Annotated in this window: 9 protein-coding genes; 6 read left to right on the top strand and 3 right to left on the bottom strand. The window is 65.7% G+C overall.

The window, feature by feature from the left end:
• Window positions 1–87: 87 nt before the first annotated feature.
• The 3 genes from GGQ99_RS01800 to GGQ99_RS01790 form a co-directional block, all read right to left on the bottom strand.
• Window positions 88–1743 carry an ABC transporter substrate-binding protein gene (locus GGQ99_RS01800; RefSeq protein WP_108607573.1) on the bottom strand — a complete coding sequence of 552 codons (1656 nt, stop codon included), beginning with the start codon at window positions 1741–1743 and terminating at the stop codon, window positions 88–90.
• A 268-nt stretch (window positions 1744–2011) separates the two neighbouring features.
• Complete coding sequence (locus GGQ99_RS01795; RefSeq protein ID WP_183260274.1) at window positions 2012–6187, bottom strand: translocation/assembly module TamB domain-containing protein; 4176 nt, start codon at window positions 6185–6187, stop codon at window positions 2012–2014.
• A 5-nt stretch (window positions 6188–6192) separates the two neighbouring features.
• Window positions 6193–8127 carry an autotransporter assembly complex protein TamA gene (locus GGQ99_RS01790; protein WP_183260272.1) on the bottom strand — a complete coding sequence of 645 codons (1935 nt, stop codon included), beginning with the start codon at window positions 8125–8127 and terminating at the stop codon, window positions 6193–6195.
• Between the two features lie 283 nt (window positions 8128–8410).
• Here GGQ99_RS01790 and GGQ99_RS01785 point away from each other — a divergent pair, with 283 nt between their 5' ends.
• The 6 genes from GGQ99_RS01785 to cysW all read left to right on the top strand — a co-directional run bounded on the left by GGQ99_RS01785 (window position 8411) and on the right by cysW (window position 19543).
• Window positions 8411–13882, top strand: a complete 5472-nt coding sequence (locus GGQ99_RS01785; RefSeq protein WP_183260270.1) for an alpha-2-macroglobulin family protein — start codon at window positions 8411–8413, stop codon at window positions 13880–13882.
• A 172-nt stretch (window positions 13883–14054) separates the two neighbouring features.
• Window positions 14055–16151, top strand: a complete 2097-nt coding sequence (gene pbpC / locus GGQ99_RS01780; RefSeq protein WP_183260269.1) for a penicillin-binding protein 1C — start codon at window positions 14055–14057, stop codon at window positions 16149–16151.
• A 5-nt stretch (window positions 16152–16156) separates the two neighbouring features.
• Window positions 16157–16549, top strand: coding sequence for a DUF7674 family protein (locus tag GGQ99_RS01775; protein ID WP_183260267.1), 393 nt, complete (start codon window positions 16157–16159; stop codon window positions 16547–16549).
• A 218-nt stretch (window positions 16550–16767) separates the two neighbouring features.
• Window positions 16768–17796, top strand: coding sequence for a sulfate ABC transporter substrate-binding protein (locus GGQ99_RS01770; RefSeq protein ID WP_183260265.1), 1029 nt, complete (start codon window positions 16768–16770; stop codon window positions 17794–17796).
• A gap of 18 nt (window positions 17797–17814) precedes the next feature.
• Window positions 17815–18666, top strand: a complete 852-nt coding sequence (gene cysT, locus GGQ99_RS01765; RefSeq protein ID WP_183260263.1) for a sulfate ABC transporter permease subunit CysT — start codon at window positions 17815–17817, stop codon at window positions 18664–18666.
• Complete coding sequence (cysW, locus tag GGQ99_RS01760; RefSeq protein ID WP_108607565.1) at window positions 18659–19543, top strand: sulfate ABC transporter permease subunit CysW; 885 nt, start codon at window positions 18659–18661, stop codon at window positions 19541–19543. The genes cysT and cysW overlap by 8 nt, the downstream gene beginning before the upstream one ends.
• Window positions 19544–19548: the final 5 nt, after the last annotated feature.

Raw genomic sequence — 19548 nt, 5'->3', positions numbered from 1 at the left:
TCGTATCAGGTGGTCCCGACATCACCGGGACTGCCTGGCGAACAGTGGGAGGGACGGCGAACGTCCCCCCCTTCAACAGTGGACCGCTTAGGCCTCCTTGTCGAGCCAGACCTTGTAGAAGTCGTGCTCGTTGGTCGGATGCATGCCGTGGTTCTTCACATAGGCGGCGGAGTGGTTGAACAGCGACCGCCAATAGGGCTGGATCAGGATGCCCGAGTCCTGAAGGATCTGCTCGAGATCCTTCATCAGCACCTTGCGCTTGTCGACATCGGGCTGCGCCGTGGCTTCGGTCAGCTTCTTGTCGAAGTCCGGATTGGAGAATGCGCTTTCGTTCCAGGCTTCGCCGGACTTGTAGCCGAGCACCAGGATCTGCACGCCGAGCGGCCGCATGTTCCAGGTGGTCATGGAGAACGGATACTTGGTCCAGTCGTTCCAGAAGGTCGAGCCCGGCAGCACCGTGCGCTTGACCTTGATGCCGGCCTCGCGGATCTGCGCGGCAATGGCGTCGCCGGTGTTCTTGTGCCAGTCCTCGTCGGTGGTGATGAGGTCGTGCTCGAAGTCCGCGTGACCCGACTCTTCCATCAGCTTCTTGGCACCGGCGGCGTCGCGGGCCTTCTTCGGCAGCTCGACATATTCCGGATGGATCGGTGCAACGTGGTGGTTTTCCGCCACCGTGCCCCGGCCGCCATAGCCAAGCTGCAGAATGGTGGCGTTGTCGACCGCCATCTGCATCGCGTTGCGAACCTTCTGGTTCTCGTATGGCTTGTTGTTGACGTTGAAGCGCGCAACGATGGTCGCGGCCGTCACGACTTCCGACTTCACCAGGCCAAGGCCGTCGAGAATGTCGACATAGTCGGCCACGGTTTCGTAGTTGGTGTCGACTTCGCCCGCTTCGAAGGCGTTGACGGCAGCGGACGGATCGGGACCGTAGTCGATGAACTCGATGCCATCGAGATAGGCTTCGCCGCCCCACCACTTGCCGTTTTCACGCCGCTTCAGCACGGCCTTCGAACCGACGTCATAGGAGACCAGCTCGAAGGGCCCGGTGCCGATCGGATGGCTGACGAGGTTGGAGCCGTTCTTCTCGAAGTCACGGTGGACGATGATGCCCGGATAATCCGAGACGCCGGGAATGAAGGTGATGTCTGGCGCAGGGAACTTGATGGTGATCGTGTGGTCGTCGACCTTGGTGATCGCGCCTTCCTTGGCCTTCTTCGTCGCCGGATCGACAAGCGCACCCATGCGAGCGGCCATCGAGTTGCCTTCGGCGGCAGCGTCGCACCAGCGCAGCAGGTTGAACATGACGTCGTCGGCGTTGAACTCGTCGCCGTTGTTCCAGGTCGCGCCCTTGCGCACATTGAGTTTGTACTCGGTCGCGTCGTCGTTGATTTCCCAGCTTTCGAGCAGGGCCGGCTCGAAGGTGAAGGTGCGGGTGTACTTGACCAGCGGCTCGAGGAACTGGCGCGTCACGTTGGCCATTTCCGGCCAGTCATAGCTGCGCGGATCCTTCTGATCCTTCACGAACATGGAAACGCGGATGACACCGCCCTTCTTGGGCTCCTGCGCCAGGGCCTCGGTCGGGGCGACCAGCCCCAGCATGCCATAGGCCATCGCCGTCGTGGCGCCGAAGGCGCTCGCCAGTGCCAGAAACTCCCGGCGGTCCATCTCCCCGGACCCGGCGCTCTTCGCCAGCTCACGGATGTGGCCGGGAACAAGATCAGAGTTGCTCTTGTAGAATGTCATTTCCGTCTCCCATTGAATTGGCCTGTAACGTTACCATTTCGCATCCGTTTACCGTTGTCAAAACGGTTGGATGTCATCGTTCCCAAGGCCAAGTTTGCAATTTTGGGAGGGGAGCAGTTCGCGTGATAGCGACAGAGTTGGCGCAAAAATGCTAATGCGCGCCGGATTCATTCGGAATCTTCGTCGTTGCTAATCTACCCATGTCCCGACAATCGACGACAGTGCCACGACACTGTGTCTATGATGTCAGAAGACGCGGTCGGCGATCTCAGTATTCGCGTTCGTAGAAGATGCCGCCCTTGGCCTCGCCGCCGTCGGTGGCCTGGCCCCGCAGCTTGACGCCACGGCCGATGTTGAGGTCGATGGTGGCCTTGCCGGAGCCAGGCTGGTCGCCCTTCTCGATCGAGAGATAGGTGCGGTCGTTCAGGTACTTGCCGACGGCGACCGATGTTCCGCCCTGTTCGTTGGTGCGGATGTCGAGATCGTCGACCCCGAGCGTGGCGCGCAGGCTTGAAAGCAGCGAAGTGGAGCCGCCGATGCCGGCCATCTGGGCCGCTGCATCTGCGAGCTGGGCGATCTGCAGCGGCGACAGGTTCGACATCGAACGGCCGAAAATCAGCCGCGCCAGCACTTCGTCTTCCGGCAGTGCCGGCACCGAAGAGAAGGCGAATTTCGGATTGTTGGCCTCGCCCGTGATGCGGATGGTGACGGTGGCATCTCCGGCGGTCGTCTCGGCGGCGAAGTTGATCGTCGGCACCAGCGAGCCGGAAAAGCCGACCGAGCCTTCGGTGAAGTTGAGCCGCTTGCCCAAGATGGAAAGCCGGCCGCGCCGCAGCTTGAATTCGCCGACGGCCTGCGGCGACGCCGACGAGCCGGTCAACCGCAGCGAGCCGCCGAGTTCGGCGTCGAGGCCACGCCCCTGGACGAAGATCTGGTTGGGCGCATTGACGGTGACGTCGAGCGTCAGCGCGCCGCTGCCGCCGCTGGCCTTGGCCGGCGGGCGCATCGCCTCCTGCTGGGCGACGACGGCCTTCGGCGCGTTCTTGTGCTTGACGTCGACGGCGGTCAGCGCGCCGGGGAATTTTTCCGGGATGCTGATGACCGTGCGCGCAAGGTTGATGGTGCCCGAAAGCACCGGCGCCGAGACCAGCGGCCCCTTGATGGCGATGTCGCCGCCGAGATTGGCGGTGACGACGCGGCCATCAGTGTAGCGGCCATCGGTCATCTTGATGGCGATGTCGGCCGGGAACCCCTGCGCCGCGTCGGTGCCGACCGTGCCGCTGGCCGTCAGCGCACCACCGGTCGACAACGCACCGGTGAGCCGGTTGATGCGCGCGACACCACCGCCGATGCCGATGTCGAGATTGATGTCGTTGATTGCGATACCCGATTGGGCGATCAGGAGACGCGCGCCGGACGAACGGACACTGCCGCCGATGACCGGCGACGTGGCGGGGCCGCGCACCTGGACGTTGACGTCGGCCTGTCCGGTCAGTTGCATGCCCTGGGCCGCAAGCGTGCGGGTCAGGAACGAAAACGGCACCGGGCCAGCGAAATTGAGGTCGAGCGCTACCGGCTGGTTGGTGACGACGGTGCCGCCGCCCTTCAGCGCCAGGCCCGATCCATCGCCGATGGTCGACTGGAAGGTGAGCTTGCCACCCGCAAACGTGCCGGTGGAGCCGATGTTCATGGCGCCGAAGCCGGCGCCTGTGGTCTGCGACGTCGCCGCGCCCGCGACCTTGAGGTCGTAGCCGACGGTCGGGTTGGCGGCAGCGCCCGTCACCTTGACCGTGCCCGAGATCGAACCGGCAGCCCCGAGGCCGGGCGAGAAGGAATTGGCGAGCGATGCCGGCACGTTGGCAAGCGCCGCATTGAGATTGAGCGCCGAACCGGCAGTGCCGGAGATCGTCGCCGTGCCGCCGCCCAGGTTCAGCGTTAGACGATCGAGAGTCGTCGTGCCGCCAGCGATCGCGACGGTGGTCGGCCGGGCGATGGCGGCGCGGATGCCACGCATGGTCGCCTCGCCCGAAGCAAGCTCGATGGTCGTCACACCGCCGCCGACCTTGAGGCGGCCGGCTGCCTTGGCCGGAATGTCGGCAACGGTGGCGCCGCCGGAGAAGCCGGTCCACTCGCCATCGCGCTTGAGATCGACATCGATGCCGGAAATGACTGTTTTGCCGGAGGTGACCGACTTGGCCTTGACCGTTCCGGAGATCGCCGGCGCCTTGAGATAGTTCAACACATCGGCGTTGACGGCGACGGCATTGGCGGCGAGGTCGCCGCGCTTGAGCTGTGCCGTGGTCAGCTCGACCTTGACCTGCGGGACATCGCCGCTGCGGGTGAAGTCGATACGGCCCCGGATGTCGCCTTCGGCCGTTTCGAGCGCGAGTGCGGCGAGCGGGCCAATGTCTGGCATGTCGATGTTGATGGTGCCGATCGGCACGAACCCTTTGTCGAGCACGAGATCGCCCGACAGCTTGTTCTGACCGAGCGAAAGCGACAGGCCCTTGATCTGGCTGGTGCCGTCGGCGGTGGCGAGCACGGCGCTGCCCGAAAGCTTCTGGCCGGCGACGTCGCCCGACAGGGCGACATTGGCAGCCGGATTGGCTGGATCGACCTTGCCGGTCGCCTTGAGGTTCAGCCCCGTGATTTCACGTGCTGCCGCCTCGATGCGGTCGCTGGTGACCGTCAGCGACACGTCGGGCGCGGTGCGCGCACCCTTGGCCGTCAGCGCGAAATCGATGGCGCCCTTGGCGTCCTTCGACAACAGCGAGACGTCAGCGAAAGAGCCCTTGAGATCGGCGTCGATCTCGCTGCCCTGCACGCGGGCCGTGCCCTGTGCCTTGAGGGCGCCTGACGTGAGCTCGATGGCATTGGCAGCGAAGGCGCCCTCGGCATCGCGGCTGGCGGTGGCCGAGAACTGGGTCCGTTCGGCCAGCGCGATGCGGATGCCCGCCGGCAGCGCGCTGGAGACCACGTCGGCCTTGAGTCCGAGCTGGAGCGCAAGGTCGGCAAGATTGAGCTTGGCGTTCATCTCGCCATTGAGCGCATCGCTGCGGATGATGCCTTGATCCACCGCGATCTCGGTCTTGCTGACCGAACCGGCCATGTCGACCGACACCCGACCGGCGACCAGCGGCGCAAGCGTGGCCACGTCGGTCTTGAGCTCGGCCACGCCAAGCTTGATCGTAACAGGCCCGCTGCGGTTGGCGATGTCGAAGCCGTCGGAATGAGCAGAGGCGGCGATGTCGCGCAACTCGGTGTTGCCGGCGATGACCGAAAGCAGCGAGGCGCTGAAATCGACTGCCGGCACCTTGCCATCGCCCAGGGCGCGCAGGCTGGCGGCGTTGATGGCAACGGTGACAGGCTGGGCATCGCTGCCGAGGCTGAGCACGATCGGCCCTTCATTGGCCTTGACGTCGAGCGACAGGTCGGCAGCCCCTTCCGGATCGAGCGAACCGGCGGCGTTGGCGGTCAATGCGCTGCTGGCGACGGTGGCGCGCTCGATGTCGATGCCGCCGGTCGTGGTGCGTGTGCCGGCGACATCGAAGGTTGTGCTGCCGGCAAGCAGCGGCTTGAGGGTGGCGGGCAGGAAATCCTCGAATGCGCCGTCGCCCTTGGCGGCGATGACATTGCCCTGGTCGGTGAGCTTGTGCGTACCGGAGATGCGGGTGACGACAGTGCCGTCGACGGCGAAGGTGCCGTTGCCGCTCCAGTCGGCCAGAGGCCCTTCGCCCGACACGACCAGGTCGACCGCCGGCTGGTTGGGCAGCTTCAGGATGTTGGCGATGATGCCACCGGCAGGCTCGGCCGCGCGGACGTTCAGCGTCAGCCGGTTTTCATCGGGCGCAAAGGCGATGTCGGCATCGACCGACCCCTGCTTGCCGTCGCTGCGGGCGACGTTGAGCCTGGTCTCGATGCCGAGCGGCGAACCGCCGGCCTTGAGCATGCCCTTGGCTGCGAGCTCGGCAATGCCAGTGCCGGCGAGCACCTCGCCGAGCGCGATCTCGGGCAGGTCGATTTCCCTGATGTCGAGCGCCACCGGCAGCGACAGGCCGCCGCTGCTGCTCTTTGCCTGCTGGGTGCCCGGCTTGGGGAGGCGCGCCACCTCGATACGCTCGGCCGCAATGCGGTCGGCGCGGAAGGTGAAGGAGAGCAGCGCCAGCGGCGACCAGTCGACCGAGACGCCGCGCAGGGCGAGCCAAGCCCCTTCCCTGTCTTCGATAACGAGGTTGTCGAGGGTCAGGTTGCCCGACCAGATGCCGTTGAGCCCGCTCAGCTTGATCTTCTGGTCGTCGGTGGAGGCCACTGACGAGATCAGCCCTGCGAGGTTTTCGCGACCCTTGGCGGTCAGCGTGAAAACGGCCGCCGCACCGATGACCAGGGCCAGGACGACCAAGATCGCCATGGAAAGAAGACGCAGGATTTTCTTCAGCATAACCATCGTGGTCAGAACGCCTGGCCGACGCCGGCATAGATGCCGTAGCTCGGGTCGCCGGGACCGGGATTGAGCGGCACGGCCACGTCGACGCGCAGCGGGCCGAAAGGCGTGAGGTAGCGGACGCCGATGCCAGCGCCGACCTTCACGGTCGAGAAATCGGGGAACTGCCTGGTCGAGACGGTGCCTGCATCGATGAACGGCACGATGCCGATCTTGTCGTTGTAGGCGTAGCGCATCTCGATCGAGGTTTCGGCATAGGACAGCCCGCCGGTCGGCTTGCCGTCGGTGTGCGGGCCGATACCCTGATAGGCATAGCCGCGCACCGAACCGCCACCGCCGGCATAGAAGCGCCGGTCGGCAGGCACGTCCTCGACGCTGGCGCCGAGGATGGAACCCATGGCGACGCGGCCGGCGAGCACGAAGCGGTTGTCGGCGCCGAGCCCGTAATAGGCCGAGCCCTCGCCCTTGAGCTTGACGAACATGTTGCCGTTGAGCGCGTCGTAGGTCGGCTCGGCATAGGCGAGCGCACGGAAGCCGCGCGTCGGGTTCAGCTTGTCGTCGCGGTTGTCATAGACATATTGCAGCGGCAGGCTGACCAGGAGGTAGCGCTTGCCGTCGGGATTGAGCGCATCCTCGATGTCGGAATAGTCGACCGCCACCGAGCCGGAGACGGTCTGCTCCTTGGTCAGTTCGTAGGACAGGCCGACATTGCCGCCGATCGAGAAGCGGTCGTAGGCGTCGGGATGCTCGGACACCGCCTTGAGGTTGGCGAAGAACTTCGAGGCCGGCCCGATGACGCCCGGCTTTTCGAACATGATGCCGGCATTGTAGTTGAGGTCGCCGAGTTCGGTGGTGTCGCCGATGCGGCTGATCGAGCCGCCGATACGCAGCTTTTCGGCACGGCCGAACAGGTTGCGATGGCCCCAATAACCCTCGATGCCCGCGCCCTCGGTGTTGGAGAAGGTGGCGCCGGCGCCGAAATAGCGCATCTTGCGTTCGCTGACGCGGACGTCGATGGGGATTTCGCCGGCCGGATCGAGCGCCAGCGCCTCGTTGATCGACACCGAGCTGAAGACTTCGAGCGCCAGCAGCCTGTTGCGCGCGTCGTCGATCTCCTTGGGTGAATACTGCCGCCCGCGTTCGAGACCGGTCATGTAGACGGTGAAGTCGCGGTCGACGGTCTCGGTGCCTTCAACCGTGGTTTCGCCATAGCCGGCGATCGGCCCCGCTGCGACATCGAGGGTGACGTCGAGCGTGGTGGTGGCGTGGTCGGCGACGATGGTGCGGCCGACGACCTTGGCCAGCGGCCGGCCCTCTTCCTTGAGCGCGCGGACGATCCCGGCTTCCGCCTTGAGGATCGCGTCGGAATTGGCGTTGCCGCCGGCGATCAGCCCGAAATTGGCGCCGCGGATGTTGGCTGCGTCGCCCTTGAGCACGACGTCGCCAAGCGTGAACATCGAGCCGGGCTGGATCGTCACCGTCACGGGGATCGGCTGCGGACCGTCGAACACGGCGTCGGGCTGCAGGTCGTCGAGCCGCTTGCCGGCGATGGTGATGTCGACGACCCCGTCATAGCGCGCCTTGGAGAACAGGGCGGCGATCAGCCTTTCCCGGTCATTGCGCGCCTTGGCGAGCAGGCCGAGCGAACCCGATACCGGCCGCTCTTCCTCGCCCTTGAGCGTAGAGGCGTTTTCGAGCGCCTTGGTGAGGTCGTCGTCGTCGCCGACAACTTCGAAAGTGACGGCATAGTCGAGCGGGTCGACGACATCGGCGTCTTCTTCCTCGGCCGATCCCCAGAGCCTGATGCCGAAGATTTCGAAGGCCGCCGCCTTGTGCGTTTCGGCGGCAAGTATCGTGGTAGACAACAGCGCCGCCACACCCGCGCGCCAAAGCACGCGAGCGCCTGTTGGACTGTCGATTCCACGCATACGCCGCACAAACATCAAGCCAAGGTAACTCCCAATCCTAAAATTGGAATGAAGTTTCTGTGTTTTCGTAAAGCAGCCACAATCGATATGTCAGAATTGGTTGGGCGAATGAATGACAGCCGGGATAGGGATTCGGGTGTGTTCATCGGGGCGATCCGCATGGCCGGGCAATAACCATGCACAGCGTCCATGACAAGCAATTTAGCGCGCTGGGCCAAGCCCGGCGGCTTCCGTATTGACTGTGCGGCGGCAAGCCTGAACATGTCGCGTGAAGCGACGACGAGGGTGTTGGAGGGATATGACGATGCGTGCGGCGCGTGCTTTTCCGGTTTTCGTTCTGCTCTTTCTGGCCTGGACATTCGGAGCGCTGGCGGCCGAGCCGCGGCGCATCGTGACCACTGAAAACAGCGATTATTTCGGCTTCGACCTCAGGTCCGAGCAGAACGTGACGCTCGACCAGTGCGAGACGTCGTGCCTCGGTGATTCGTCGTGCCGCGCCTTCACCTACAACACCAAGGCGAAATGGTGCTTCCTCAAGTCCGACTTCGCCGTCGTCAAGCCGTTCACCGGCGCCATCGGGGGCAAGGTCGTTCCGGTCAATGGCGATCCCGACATCGGCGCACCGGCCGAACTGTCCTTCTTCCCGGCTTCGATGGCCGACGAGGCCCGCCAGTATCGCAACGCATTGACCGATGGCTCGGTGGCCATCGGCGAGGAAGGGCTGGCCGCGCTGTCGGCCGCCGGCGACAATGCTCTACTGCTGGGCGATCCGCGCACCGCGATGCAGAAATTCCGTGTCGCTGTCGCCATCCTACCGGACGACGTCGCCATCTGGACCCGCCTCGCCCGTGCGGTGATCGGCGTCCAGCCGGCCAATGGCGACGAGACCGCCTCGCTGCAGCGCGACGCGACGTCGGCGGCCTACAACGCATATCTGTTGTCGCGCACCGCAAAAAGCCGCGCCGAGAACCTGTCGCTGCTGGCGCAGGGGCTGGACCGCCGCGACATGTTCCGCCCGTCGCTGCAGGCCTATGAGGCGAGCCTCGCGCTCGACAATTCGGCGTCCGTGCGTGCCGCATACGAGGACCTGAAAGCGCGGAAAGGCTTCCGCGTCGTCGAGCACACCATCGATGCCGACACCACCTCGCCGCGCGTCTGCGCCCAGTTTTCCGAGGCGCTGGTCAAGACGGGCGTCGACTACGCGCCCTTCGTCACCGTCGACGACGCAGCCCCCAAGGGCATCGAGGCCAAGGACAAGCAGATTTGCGTCGAGGGCCTCGAGCACGGCAAGCATTATCGCGTCAGCTTCCGCTCCGGCCTGCCGGCGGCGATCGGCGAAGTGCTCGAAGCACCGGTCGTGCTGTCCGTCTACGTCCAGGACCGGGCCCAGTCGGCCCGCTTCACCGGCGACAGCTTCGTGCTGCCCGCCTCCGCCCGCCGCGGCATCCCGGTCGTCTCGGTCAACATGGAAGCGGCCGACATGAAGCTCTACCGCGTCGGCGACCGCTCGCTGGCGCAGTTGCTCTCGGGCTACCAGTTCCTGCGCCAGCTCGACGGTTATGACCTGTCCAGCATCTCCGACCAGATGGGCGAGCCGGTCTGGGAAGGACAACTGGGGATCGTCAACGAACTCAACAAGGAAGTGACGACCTCCTTCCCGGTCGACGAGGCGCTGCCCGAGCGCAAGCCCGGCGTCTATGTGCTGACCGCCCAGCCGATCGACGACAAGAGCGACTCCTGGGCGTCCAAGGCGACCCAATGGTTCGTCGTTTCCGACATCGGCCTGTCGACCTATACCGGCCAGGACGGGCTCAACGTGTTCGCCCGCTCGCTCGGCTCGGCCAAGCCGATCGCCGACGCCGAACTGACGCTGCTTGCCCGCAACAACGAGATTCTCGGCACCGCCAAGACCGACGCCGAGGGCCGCGCCACCTTCAATCCGGGCCTCACCCGCGGCAATGGCGGCATGGCACCGGCGGTGCTGATGGCCAAGCAGGGTGACGCCGACTTCGTCTTCCTCGACATGACGCGCGCCGGCTTCGACCTGTCCGACCGCGGCGTCACCGGCCGCGCCGCACCCGGCGTGCTCGACGTCTACGCCTGGACCGAACGTGGCATATACCGCGTCGGCGAGACGGTGCATGCGGCGGCTTTGGCGCGCGACGATGCCGCCAAAGGCGTCGACAATTTGCCGCTGACCTTCATCTTCACCCGTCCCGACGGCGTCGAGGACCGGCGCATCGTCAGCCAGGGCGGCAAGTCGGGCGGCCACGCCGTCGACCTTGCGTTGTCCTCCGCCGCCATGCGCGGCACCTGGACGCTCGCCATCCACACCGACCCCAAGCAGCCGGCTGTTTCGAGCCAGATGTTCCTGGTCGAAGACTTCGTGCCCGACCGCATCGAGTTCACGCTGACCGCCGATCGCAGCGAGATCGCCGCCGGTGAAACCGCCGAGGCCACCGTCGATGGCCGCTTCCTCTATGGCGCGCCGGCTGCGGGCCTCGCGCTCGAAGGCGAAGTGACGCTGTCGACCAAGCGCCAGTGGGACGCCTTCAAGGGCTTCTATTTCGGCCTTGCCGACGAGCAGGAAGGCGAAGCCACCCGCATTCCGCTGACCGACCTGCCCGTCGTCGGCGACGACGGCAAGGCGACGTTCCCGGTCAGCATCGACCAGTTGCCGTCGACGACCCGACTGGTCAACGCGGCGCTGACGGTGCGCATGCGCGAGACCGGCGGCCGTGCCGTCGAGGAAAAGCTCGACATCGGCATCCGCCCGCAGGCGACGATGATCGGCATCCGCCCCGACTTCTCGGGCGAGGAAGTGCCGCAGGGCGGCACCGCCAAGTTCAGCCTGATCGCCGCCGAACCTGGCGGCCAGCGCGCGGCACTCGGCGGCGCGCAGTGGTCGCTGGTCAAGGTCGAGCGCAATTACCAGTGGTACCGTTCGGGCAGCTCGTGGAACTACGAGCCGGTGACCTTCACCAAATCGGTCGCGACCGGCCAGGTCGACCTCACCGCCGACGGCGAGGCCACGGTGTCGCTGCCCGTCGACTGGGGCCGCTACCGCCTCGAGGTCGAGACCGCCGATCCGACTGGGCCGGCAACGAGCTACGAGTTCGACGCCGGCTGGTATGTCTCGGCGACCTCGACCGAGACGCCCGACGGCCTGGAAGTCGCGCTCGACAAGGACAAGTACGCCGCCGGCGAGGTCGCCAAGCTCCAGGTATCGCCGCGCTTTGCCGGCGAGCTTCTGGTCACCGTCGGCGCCGAAAAGCTGCTCAAGACCGTTTCCGCGAGCATCCCCGAGGGCGGTGCGACCGTCGACATTCCCGTCGGCGAGGACTGGGGCGCCGGTGCCTATGTGACGGCCACGCTCTATCGTCCGGGCGAAGCGCAAGAATCGCGCATGCCGGCGCGTGCCATCGGCCTGAAATGGCTTTCGGTCGATCCCGCCGACAAGAAGCTCGCCGTCGCGCTGACGCTTCCCGAAAAGACCGAGCCGCGCAAGACGCTGTCGATCCCGGTTGCGGTGACGGGGGCTGCGGCAGGCGACAAGGCCTATGTCACGGTCGCCGCCGTCGACGTCGGCATTCTCAACCTGACCAACTACAAGGCGCCGGACCCCGAGAACTGGTATTTCGGCCAGCGCATGCTGGGGCTCGAACTGCGCGACCTCTATGGCCGGCTGATCGACGGCTCTCTCGGTGCCATGGGCAAGCTTCGCACCGGTGGTGACGGTGCGGCCCTGACCTCGCAGGGCAGCCCGCCCAAGGAAAAGCTGGTCGCCTTCTTCTCCGGCATCGTCGAACTCGATGCCGACGGCAAAACGACCGTCGACTTCGACATCCCGCAGTTCAACGGCACGGTGCGCGTGATGAGCGTGGCGTGGACGAAGAACGCGGTCGGCCACGCCACCGGCGACGTGATCGTGCGCGATCCGATCGTGCTGACGGCCGGCATGCCGCGCTTCATGGCGCCGGGCGACTTCGCCGAGATGACGCTGGACATCGCCAACACCGACGCGCCGGCCGGCGACTATGCGCTGACCGTCGAGACGACGGGCGACCTGTCCACCGGCAGTGCCGCCCTGCCCGAGAAGGTGACACTGGAGCCGGGCAAGCGCCAGACGGTGAAGATCCCGCTGATGCCGGTGACGGCAGGCACTGCCGGCCTGACGATCCGGCTCGCCAACGCCGAGGGGCTGACGGTCGAACAGGAGCTTTCCTTCCCCGTGCGACCCGGCCAGTTGCCGGTGACCACGCGCATGGTGGTCGACCTTTCGCCCAACGCCTCGCTGCGCATCGACAGGGAGCTGCTGGCCGCAAGCCTGCTCGACGACGCCCATGTCAGCGTCGGCGTATCGCAGGCATCGGCCTTCGACGTGCCCTCGCTCCTGATGACGCTCGACCGCTACCCCTATGGCTGCGCCGAACAGACGACGAGCCGGGCACTGCCGCTGCTCTATGTCAGCGAGCTCAGCGCCGAGGCCGGCATGGCTGACGACCCGGAACTGCGCGAGCGCATCCAGGGCGCGATCTACCGTGTTCTCAATTACCAGTCCTCGTCGGGCAGCTTCGGCCTGTGGTCGCCCGGCTCCGGCGACCTCTGGCTCGACGCCTATGTCACCGACTTCCTGACCCGGGCGCGCGAGAAGAATTTCGACGTGCCCCAGGGAGCGATGATGCAGGCGCTCAACAACCTGCAGAACTCGATCGGCTACGACGTCGATGTCGAGGACCGCGGCTCGGAGATCGCCTACGCGCTCTACGTGCTGGCACGCAACAAGAAGGCCTCGGTCGGCGACCTGCGCTACTTCGCCGACACCAAGCTCGAAGCCTTCACCAGTCCGATGGCGGTGGCCCAACTCGGCGCCAGCCTGGCACTCTATGGCGACGGCCAGCGCTCCGAGCAGACCTTCCAGTCCGCAATCCAGCTTGCCAAAGCGACAACCGAGCACAACTGGTACCGCTCGGACTATGGCTCGCGCCTGCGCGACGGTGCCGCCATGCTGGCGCTCGCCGCCGAAAGCAAGCCGGTGCCCTCGGTGATCCCGGCGCTGGTCAAGATGGTGGCGGCCGACCGCGCCGCGGCCAAGTGGACCAGCACCCAGGACGACGCCTGGATGCTGCTGGCGGCGCGCGCGCTGAAGGCCGGCAACGACGCCATCTCGCTCGACGTCAACGGTGCCGCCCATAGCGGCGCCTATTCCGAACGCGTCGACGGTGCCGACCTGCTGGTCAATCCGATTACCATCGCCAATACCGGCAAGGACCCGCTGCAGGCCGTGGTGACGACGGTCGCCGCCCCGGCACAACCCCTGCCCGCCGGCGGCGACGGCTTTACGATCAGCCGCACCTACTACCGGCTCGACGGCAGCGAAGCCAATGTGACGGAGGTCCAGCAGAACGAGCGCTTCGTCGTCGTGCTCAAGGTCAGCGAGCTCAACGACTGGCCCTCGCGCGTGGTGGTGGCCGACATGCTGCCGGCAGGCTTCGAGATCGACAATCCGGGGCTGGTCAACAGCGCCAATTTGTCAAACTTCTCGTGGCTGGAGCAAACGCAGGCCGCACATCTCGAATTCCGCAACGACCGCTTTGTCGCCGCCATGGAAAGCGGCGAAGGCGCCGACCAGGAATTCACGCTTGCCTATGTCGTGCGCGCGGTGACGCCGGGCGTCTATGCCCACCCGGCGGCGAATGTCGAGGACATGTATCGCCCGCAATATTCGGCACGTACGGCCACCGGCATGATGGAGGTGAAGGCGGAATAGCGATGTCTGCTTTCAGTCCAGCATCGGCATCAGGAGAGAGGTTGGCGCTGCCCCTCATCCGCCTGCCGGCACCTTCTCCCCGTCATGACGGGGAGAAGGAAGATGGCCGCAACGTTGACGCCTCCCTCTCCCCGTTCTTCACGGGGAGAGGGTAAGGGTGAGGGGCAGAGCCATGCTCTCCGCAAAGGTGATCCGTAAGACCGCGGTCTGGACAGCAAGCGCAGCCGCCCTTGCCGCCCTCGCCTTTGGTGGCCTGCTGGCGCTGGACCGCGCCTTTCCGCCGCCTTTGCCCGAGAAGCTCACCGTCTCGGCCGAAGTGCTCGACCGAGACGACCAGCTTTTGCGCGCCTATGCGACACCGTCGGGCCATTGGCGGCTGGGCGTCGGCCTCGACCAGGTCGATCCGCAGTTGGTCAAGATGCTGGTTGCCTATGAGGACAAGCGATTCTGGGATCATGAAGGCGTCGACCTGCTGGCGCTGGGGCGCGCAGCCCAGCAATTCGTCACCAACGGCCGCATCGTCTCCGGCGGCTCGACGCTGTCGATGCAACTGGCGCGGCTGATCGAGCCGCGCGAGCAACGCAGCCTTGCCTCGAAGCTGAAGCAACTCGCCCGCGCCATGCAGATCGAGCGGCGGCTATCGAAAAAGCAGATCCTCGAGCGTTACCTGACGCTCGCACCCTATGGCGGCAACCTTGAGGGCGTGCGTGCAGCCGCCCTCGCCTATTTCGGCAAGGAACCGAAGCGGCTCACGGTTTCGGAAGCAGCCCTTCTGGTCGCCCTGCCGCAACTGCCCGAGCGCCGCCGCCCCGACCGCAACCCCGACAACGCGCAGGCCGCGCGCGACCGTGTGCTCGGCCGCATGGTGACGGCGGGCCTGCTCGGCGAAAGCGAGGCCGCACGCGCCGCCCTCGACGACGTGACCGCCACGCGGCTGGCGCTGCCGGCACTGGCGCCGCATGCCGCCGATACCGCCTTGCGCAACCAGCCTGGCACCGACCGGCACCAGCTGACCTTGCGCAGAAGCGTCCAGGAAGGGCTCGAGGCCGTCGCACGCGAGGCGGCCGCCCGGCTCGGGCCACGCATCTCGGTGGCCATGGTGATGGCCGACGCCATGACGGGCGAAATCCTCGGCGAGGTCGGCTCGGCCAGCTTCCTCGACGCCTCGCGTTCGGGCTGGATCGACATGACCCGCACTGTGCGCTCGCCCGGCTCGACATTGAAGCCGTTCATCTATGGCCTCGCCTTCGAACAGGGACTGGTGGCGCAGGAGACGCTGATCGAGGACCGGCCCGCCGATTTCGCCGGCTACCGGCCCAAGAATTTCGACATGAGCTACCAGGGCGACGTTTCGGTGCGACAGGCACTGCAGCTTTCGCTCAACGTGCCGACGATCCGCCTGCTCGACGCGGTCGGGCCGCAGCGACTGACCGCGCGCTTCCGCCAGGCCGGCGTCACTCCGCAATTGCCGCCCAACGAAGTGCCTGGCCTGGCCATCGGCCTCGGCGGCGTCGGCGTGTCGCTGCGCGACCTCGTCCAGCTTTACACCGGGCTTGCCAATGGCGGCCGCGCCAAGATTCTGCGCGATGGATCGGAGACGGCCACGCCCCCTCCGCTCGCCAACGGAACGGTGCTCGAGGAACAGGCGGCCTGGCAGATCGGCGACATTCTTTCCGGCGTGAGGCCGCCGGAGGGGGCGGCCAAGCGCGCCATCGCCTACAAGACCGGGACGTCCTATGGCTACCGCGACGCCTGGTCGATCGGCTATGACGGCCGCTACGTGCTCGGCGTCTGGGCGGGGCGGCCGGATGCCGGTGCCGTGCCCGGCCTGTCGGGATATGTTTCGGCAGCACCCATCCTGTTCGAGGGCTTTGCCCGTTCCGGCCTGCCGGCGATGCCACTGCCGCGCCCGCCGGCGGGAACGCTGCGCACCGCCCGCGCCGACCTGCCGGTGACGCTCGAACGTTTCTCCACCTCAAGCGAGCTGCCGACAGTTGCGGCAGCGATTACCGAACCGGCGCCGCAGATCGTCTTTCCGCCCGACGGCGCCCGCGTCGAGCTGGGCGCTGCGACGGACGCCGCATCGCCGCTGGTGCTCAAGCTGCAGGGCGGCCGCGCGCCGTTCCGCTGGCTCGCCAACGGCAAGCCGCTGGCGGCCCTGGCGCGTCGCCGCGAGGCAACATGGCAACCCGACGGTACGGGCTATTCAACGCTGACAGTGATCGACGCGGCGGGCCGTGCGGCGAGCGTGCGGGTGTTTGTGGAGTAGATGATTTGATCTCTCGGCTGGACATGTTCGACGTGCTTATGGAGGTCGACCCGACATTCCAGCCGGTTTGGGACGCGTTTGCAGACAAATGGCGCGACCAAACCGAACTGCCACTTTACCTGGCCCTGGGAGATTTGGCGCGACACGTGATTGGCAAGCTGGAGGGCGGCCAGGTCCGTGAACTTCAGCATATATTCGCAGTCGTGGAACGTTGGCTCGCCGACGGCGATGAGCTCGAACGGGAGGCGACAACGATCGGGCTGCTGGAAGACCTCCAAAACCGGAACCTCCATAAGACCACATCGCCGGATCAACTGAAGCAGTGGCTGGGCCCGCGCAGCGCAGCGCAATGGATCGAGGTTGAAAGATTTTGGTCGGGGCAAATCGCCAAGGCCTGACTGCCCTTGCCTCCCCCGCCAACTCCCCTAGCTGTCATCGCTTGTGGCGAACGTTCATATCGCCCGGGCCGGTCAGGACTTTTTGAGCGAGCAAAAAAATTTCCGACGGCCCGGCAGCTCGCATGAAATTTGCCCATGCGGCGCGAAATTCGGAACATTCGCCGCATCTAATTTCTACCAGTTCGATAGAGTAGAACCATATTCGAACGGAGGCGGAAATGACCACTTCACGCAGAACGGTACTTCTCTCGGCGCTGCTGGCCGGCGCGGTTCAACTCGGCGGTCTGGGCTTTGCCCATGCCGATACCACGCTCCTCAACGTCTCCTATGACCCGACCCGCGAGCTCTACAAGGAGTACAACGAGGCCTTCGCCAAGCACTGGAAGGCGGAGAGCGGCGAGACCGTGACGATCCAGCAGTCGCATGGCGGCTCCGGCAAGCAGGCGCGCGCCGTGATCGACGGGCTCGACGCCGACGTGGTCACGCTGGCGCTGGAAAGCGACATCACCGCGATCGTCGAGAAATCGAAGAAGATCAATCCGGACTGGCGCTCGAAGCTGCCCAACAACGCCTCGCCCTACACCTCGACCATCATCTTCCTGGTCCGCAAGGGCAACCCCAAGGGCATCAACGACTGGGGCGACCTGGTCAAGGACGGCGTCCAGGTGATCACGCCGAACCCAAAGACCTCGGGCGGCGCACGCTGGAACTACCTCGCCGCCTGGGCCTGGGCCAACGGCCAGTTCGGCGGCGACGAAGCCAAGATCAAGGAATTCGTCTCCAACCTCTACGCCCATGTGCCGATCCTCGACACCGGCGCCCGCGGCTCGACCGTGACGTTTGCCGAGCGCGAACAGGGCGACGTGCTGCTGGCCTGGGAAAACGAGGCCTATCTGGCGCTCGACGAGTTCGGCGCCGAGAAGTTCGACATCGTCTTCCCGCCGCAATCGATCCTGGCCGAGCCGCCGGTGGCCGTGGTCGACGCCAATGTCGACGCCAAGGGCAGCCGCAAGGTCGCCGAGGCCTATCTGAACTACCTCTATTCGGCGGAAGGCCAGACCATCGCCGCCAAGCACCACTACCGGCCGTCCAAGCCCGAACTGGTGCCTGCCGCCGACCTGCAGAAGCAGGCCGAGCTGAAGCTTGTCTCCATCGACGATCCGATTTTCGGCGGCTGGGCAAAGGCGCAGCCCTATCACTTCGGTGATGGTGGTATATTCGACCAGATCTACAAGCCGGCCCAGTAAGGCGAAGACCAGGACGACATGACCACAGCACCCGCCAAGGCGGGGTGGCGGTTCAGACAGCCGAGCGTCATTCCGGGTTTCGGATTGACGCTCGGCTTCTCGCTTGCCTACCTCACGCTCATCATCCTGATCCCGCTTTCAGGCCTCGTCTGGCGTTCGGCCTCGCTCGGCTGGACCGATTTCTGGGCCATCGCCACCGACCGCCGCACCGTCAAGGCGCTTGAAATCAGCTTCGGCACAGCCTTCATCGCCGCCGCCGTCAATGTCGTCTTCGGCACCATCGTCGCCTGGGTGCTGGTGCGCTACCGCTTTCCCGGCCGCCGCGTCATCGACGCAATGGTCGACCTGCCCTTCGCGCTGCCGACGGCGGTGGCGGGCATCGCGCTGACCACGCTGTATTCGCCGAAAGGCTGGATGGGCAGCCTGCTGGCACCGCTGGGCATCAAGGTCGCCTACACGCCGCTCGGCATCGTCATAGCGCTGATCTTCATCGGCCTGCCCTTTGTCGTGCGCACGGTGCAGCCGATCATCGAGGAGATCGACAAGGAGGTCGAGGAAGCTGCCGCCACGCTCGGCGCCAACCGCTTCCAGACCATTTTCCGGGTGCTGTTCCCGGGGCTGGCGCCGGCCGTCATCACCGGCTTCGCGCTCGCCTTCGCGCGCGGCGTCGGCGAATACGGCTCGGTCATCTTCATCGCCGGCAACCTGCCCTACATCTCCGAGATCGCGCCGCTTTTGATCGTCATCCGGCTCGAGGAGTACGACTATGCCGCCGCGACCGCGATTGCCACGATCATGCTGGCACTGTCGTTCCTGATGCTGCTCATCATCAACCTCATCCAGTCGCGGACCCGCAAGCGCTATGGCTGATCCAGAGCTTTACCCCGCCGACGCCTATCACGAGCACGCCTCGCTGGCGGTGACCGAGCGGCCGCTGGCGCGCGCCGGACTGATGTTCGTCGCCTTCGCCTTCCTCGCCATCTTCCTGCTGCTGCCGCTGGTGGTGGTGTTCGAACAGGCGTTTTCGCGCGGCATCGGCGCGTTCCTCGAAGCCATCAACGAACACGACACGATCGCCGCGATCAAGCTGACGCTGCTGGTCGCGGTCATCTCGGTGCCGCTCAACCTGGTGTTCGGTGTCGCCGCCGCATGGGCCATCGCCAAGTTCGAGTTCAAGGGCAAGGCTTTCCTGACCACCCTGATCGACCTGCCGTTTTCGGTGTCGCCGGTGATTTCAGGCCTGGTCTATGTCTTGCTGTTCGGCGCATCGAGCCTGCTCGGGCCCTGGCTCAAGATGCACGGCATCGTCATCCTGTTTGCCGTGCCCGGCATCGTGCTGGCGACCGTCTTCGTCACCTTCCCCTTCGTCGCCCGCGAACTGATCCCGCTGATGCAGGAACAGGGCACCGGCGACGAGGAGGCGGCACTTTCGCTCGGCGCCAATGGCTGGCAGACCTTCTGGCATGTCACCCTGCCCAACATCAAATGGGGCCTGCTCTACGGCGTGCTGCTGTGCAACGCGCGCGCCATGGGCGAATTCGGCGCCGTGTCGGTGGTCTCGGGCCACATCAGGGGCATGACCAACACCATGCCGCTGCATGTCGAGATCCTCTACAACGAATACAATGCCGTCGGCGCCTTTGCCGTCGCGTCCGTGCTCGCCGGCCTCGCCCTGGTGACGCTTGTGCTCAAAACCCTTCTCGAGCTCCGCTACGGCGCCGAGATCGCCGCCACGCGCGGACACTGACAGAG

The organism is Aminobacter niigataensis (assembly GCF_014200015.1).
GTDB lineage: Bacteria > Pseudomonadota > Alphaproteobacteria > Rhizobiales > Rhizobiaceae > Aminobacter > Aminobacter niigataensis.
The sequence above is the reverse complement of the archived record's forward strand: the minus strand, read 5'-3'. Positions and strand labels throughout refer to the sequence as shown.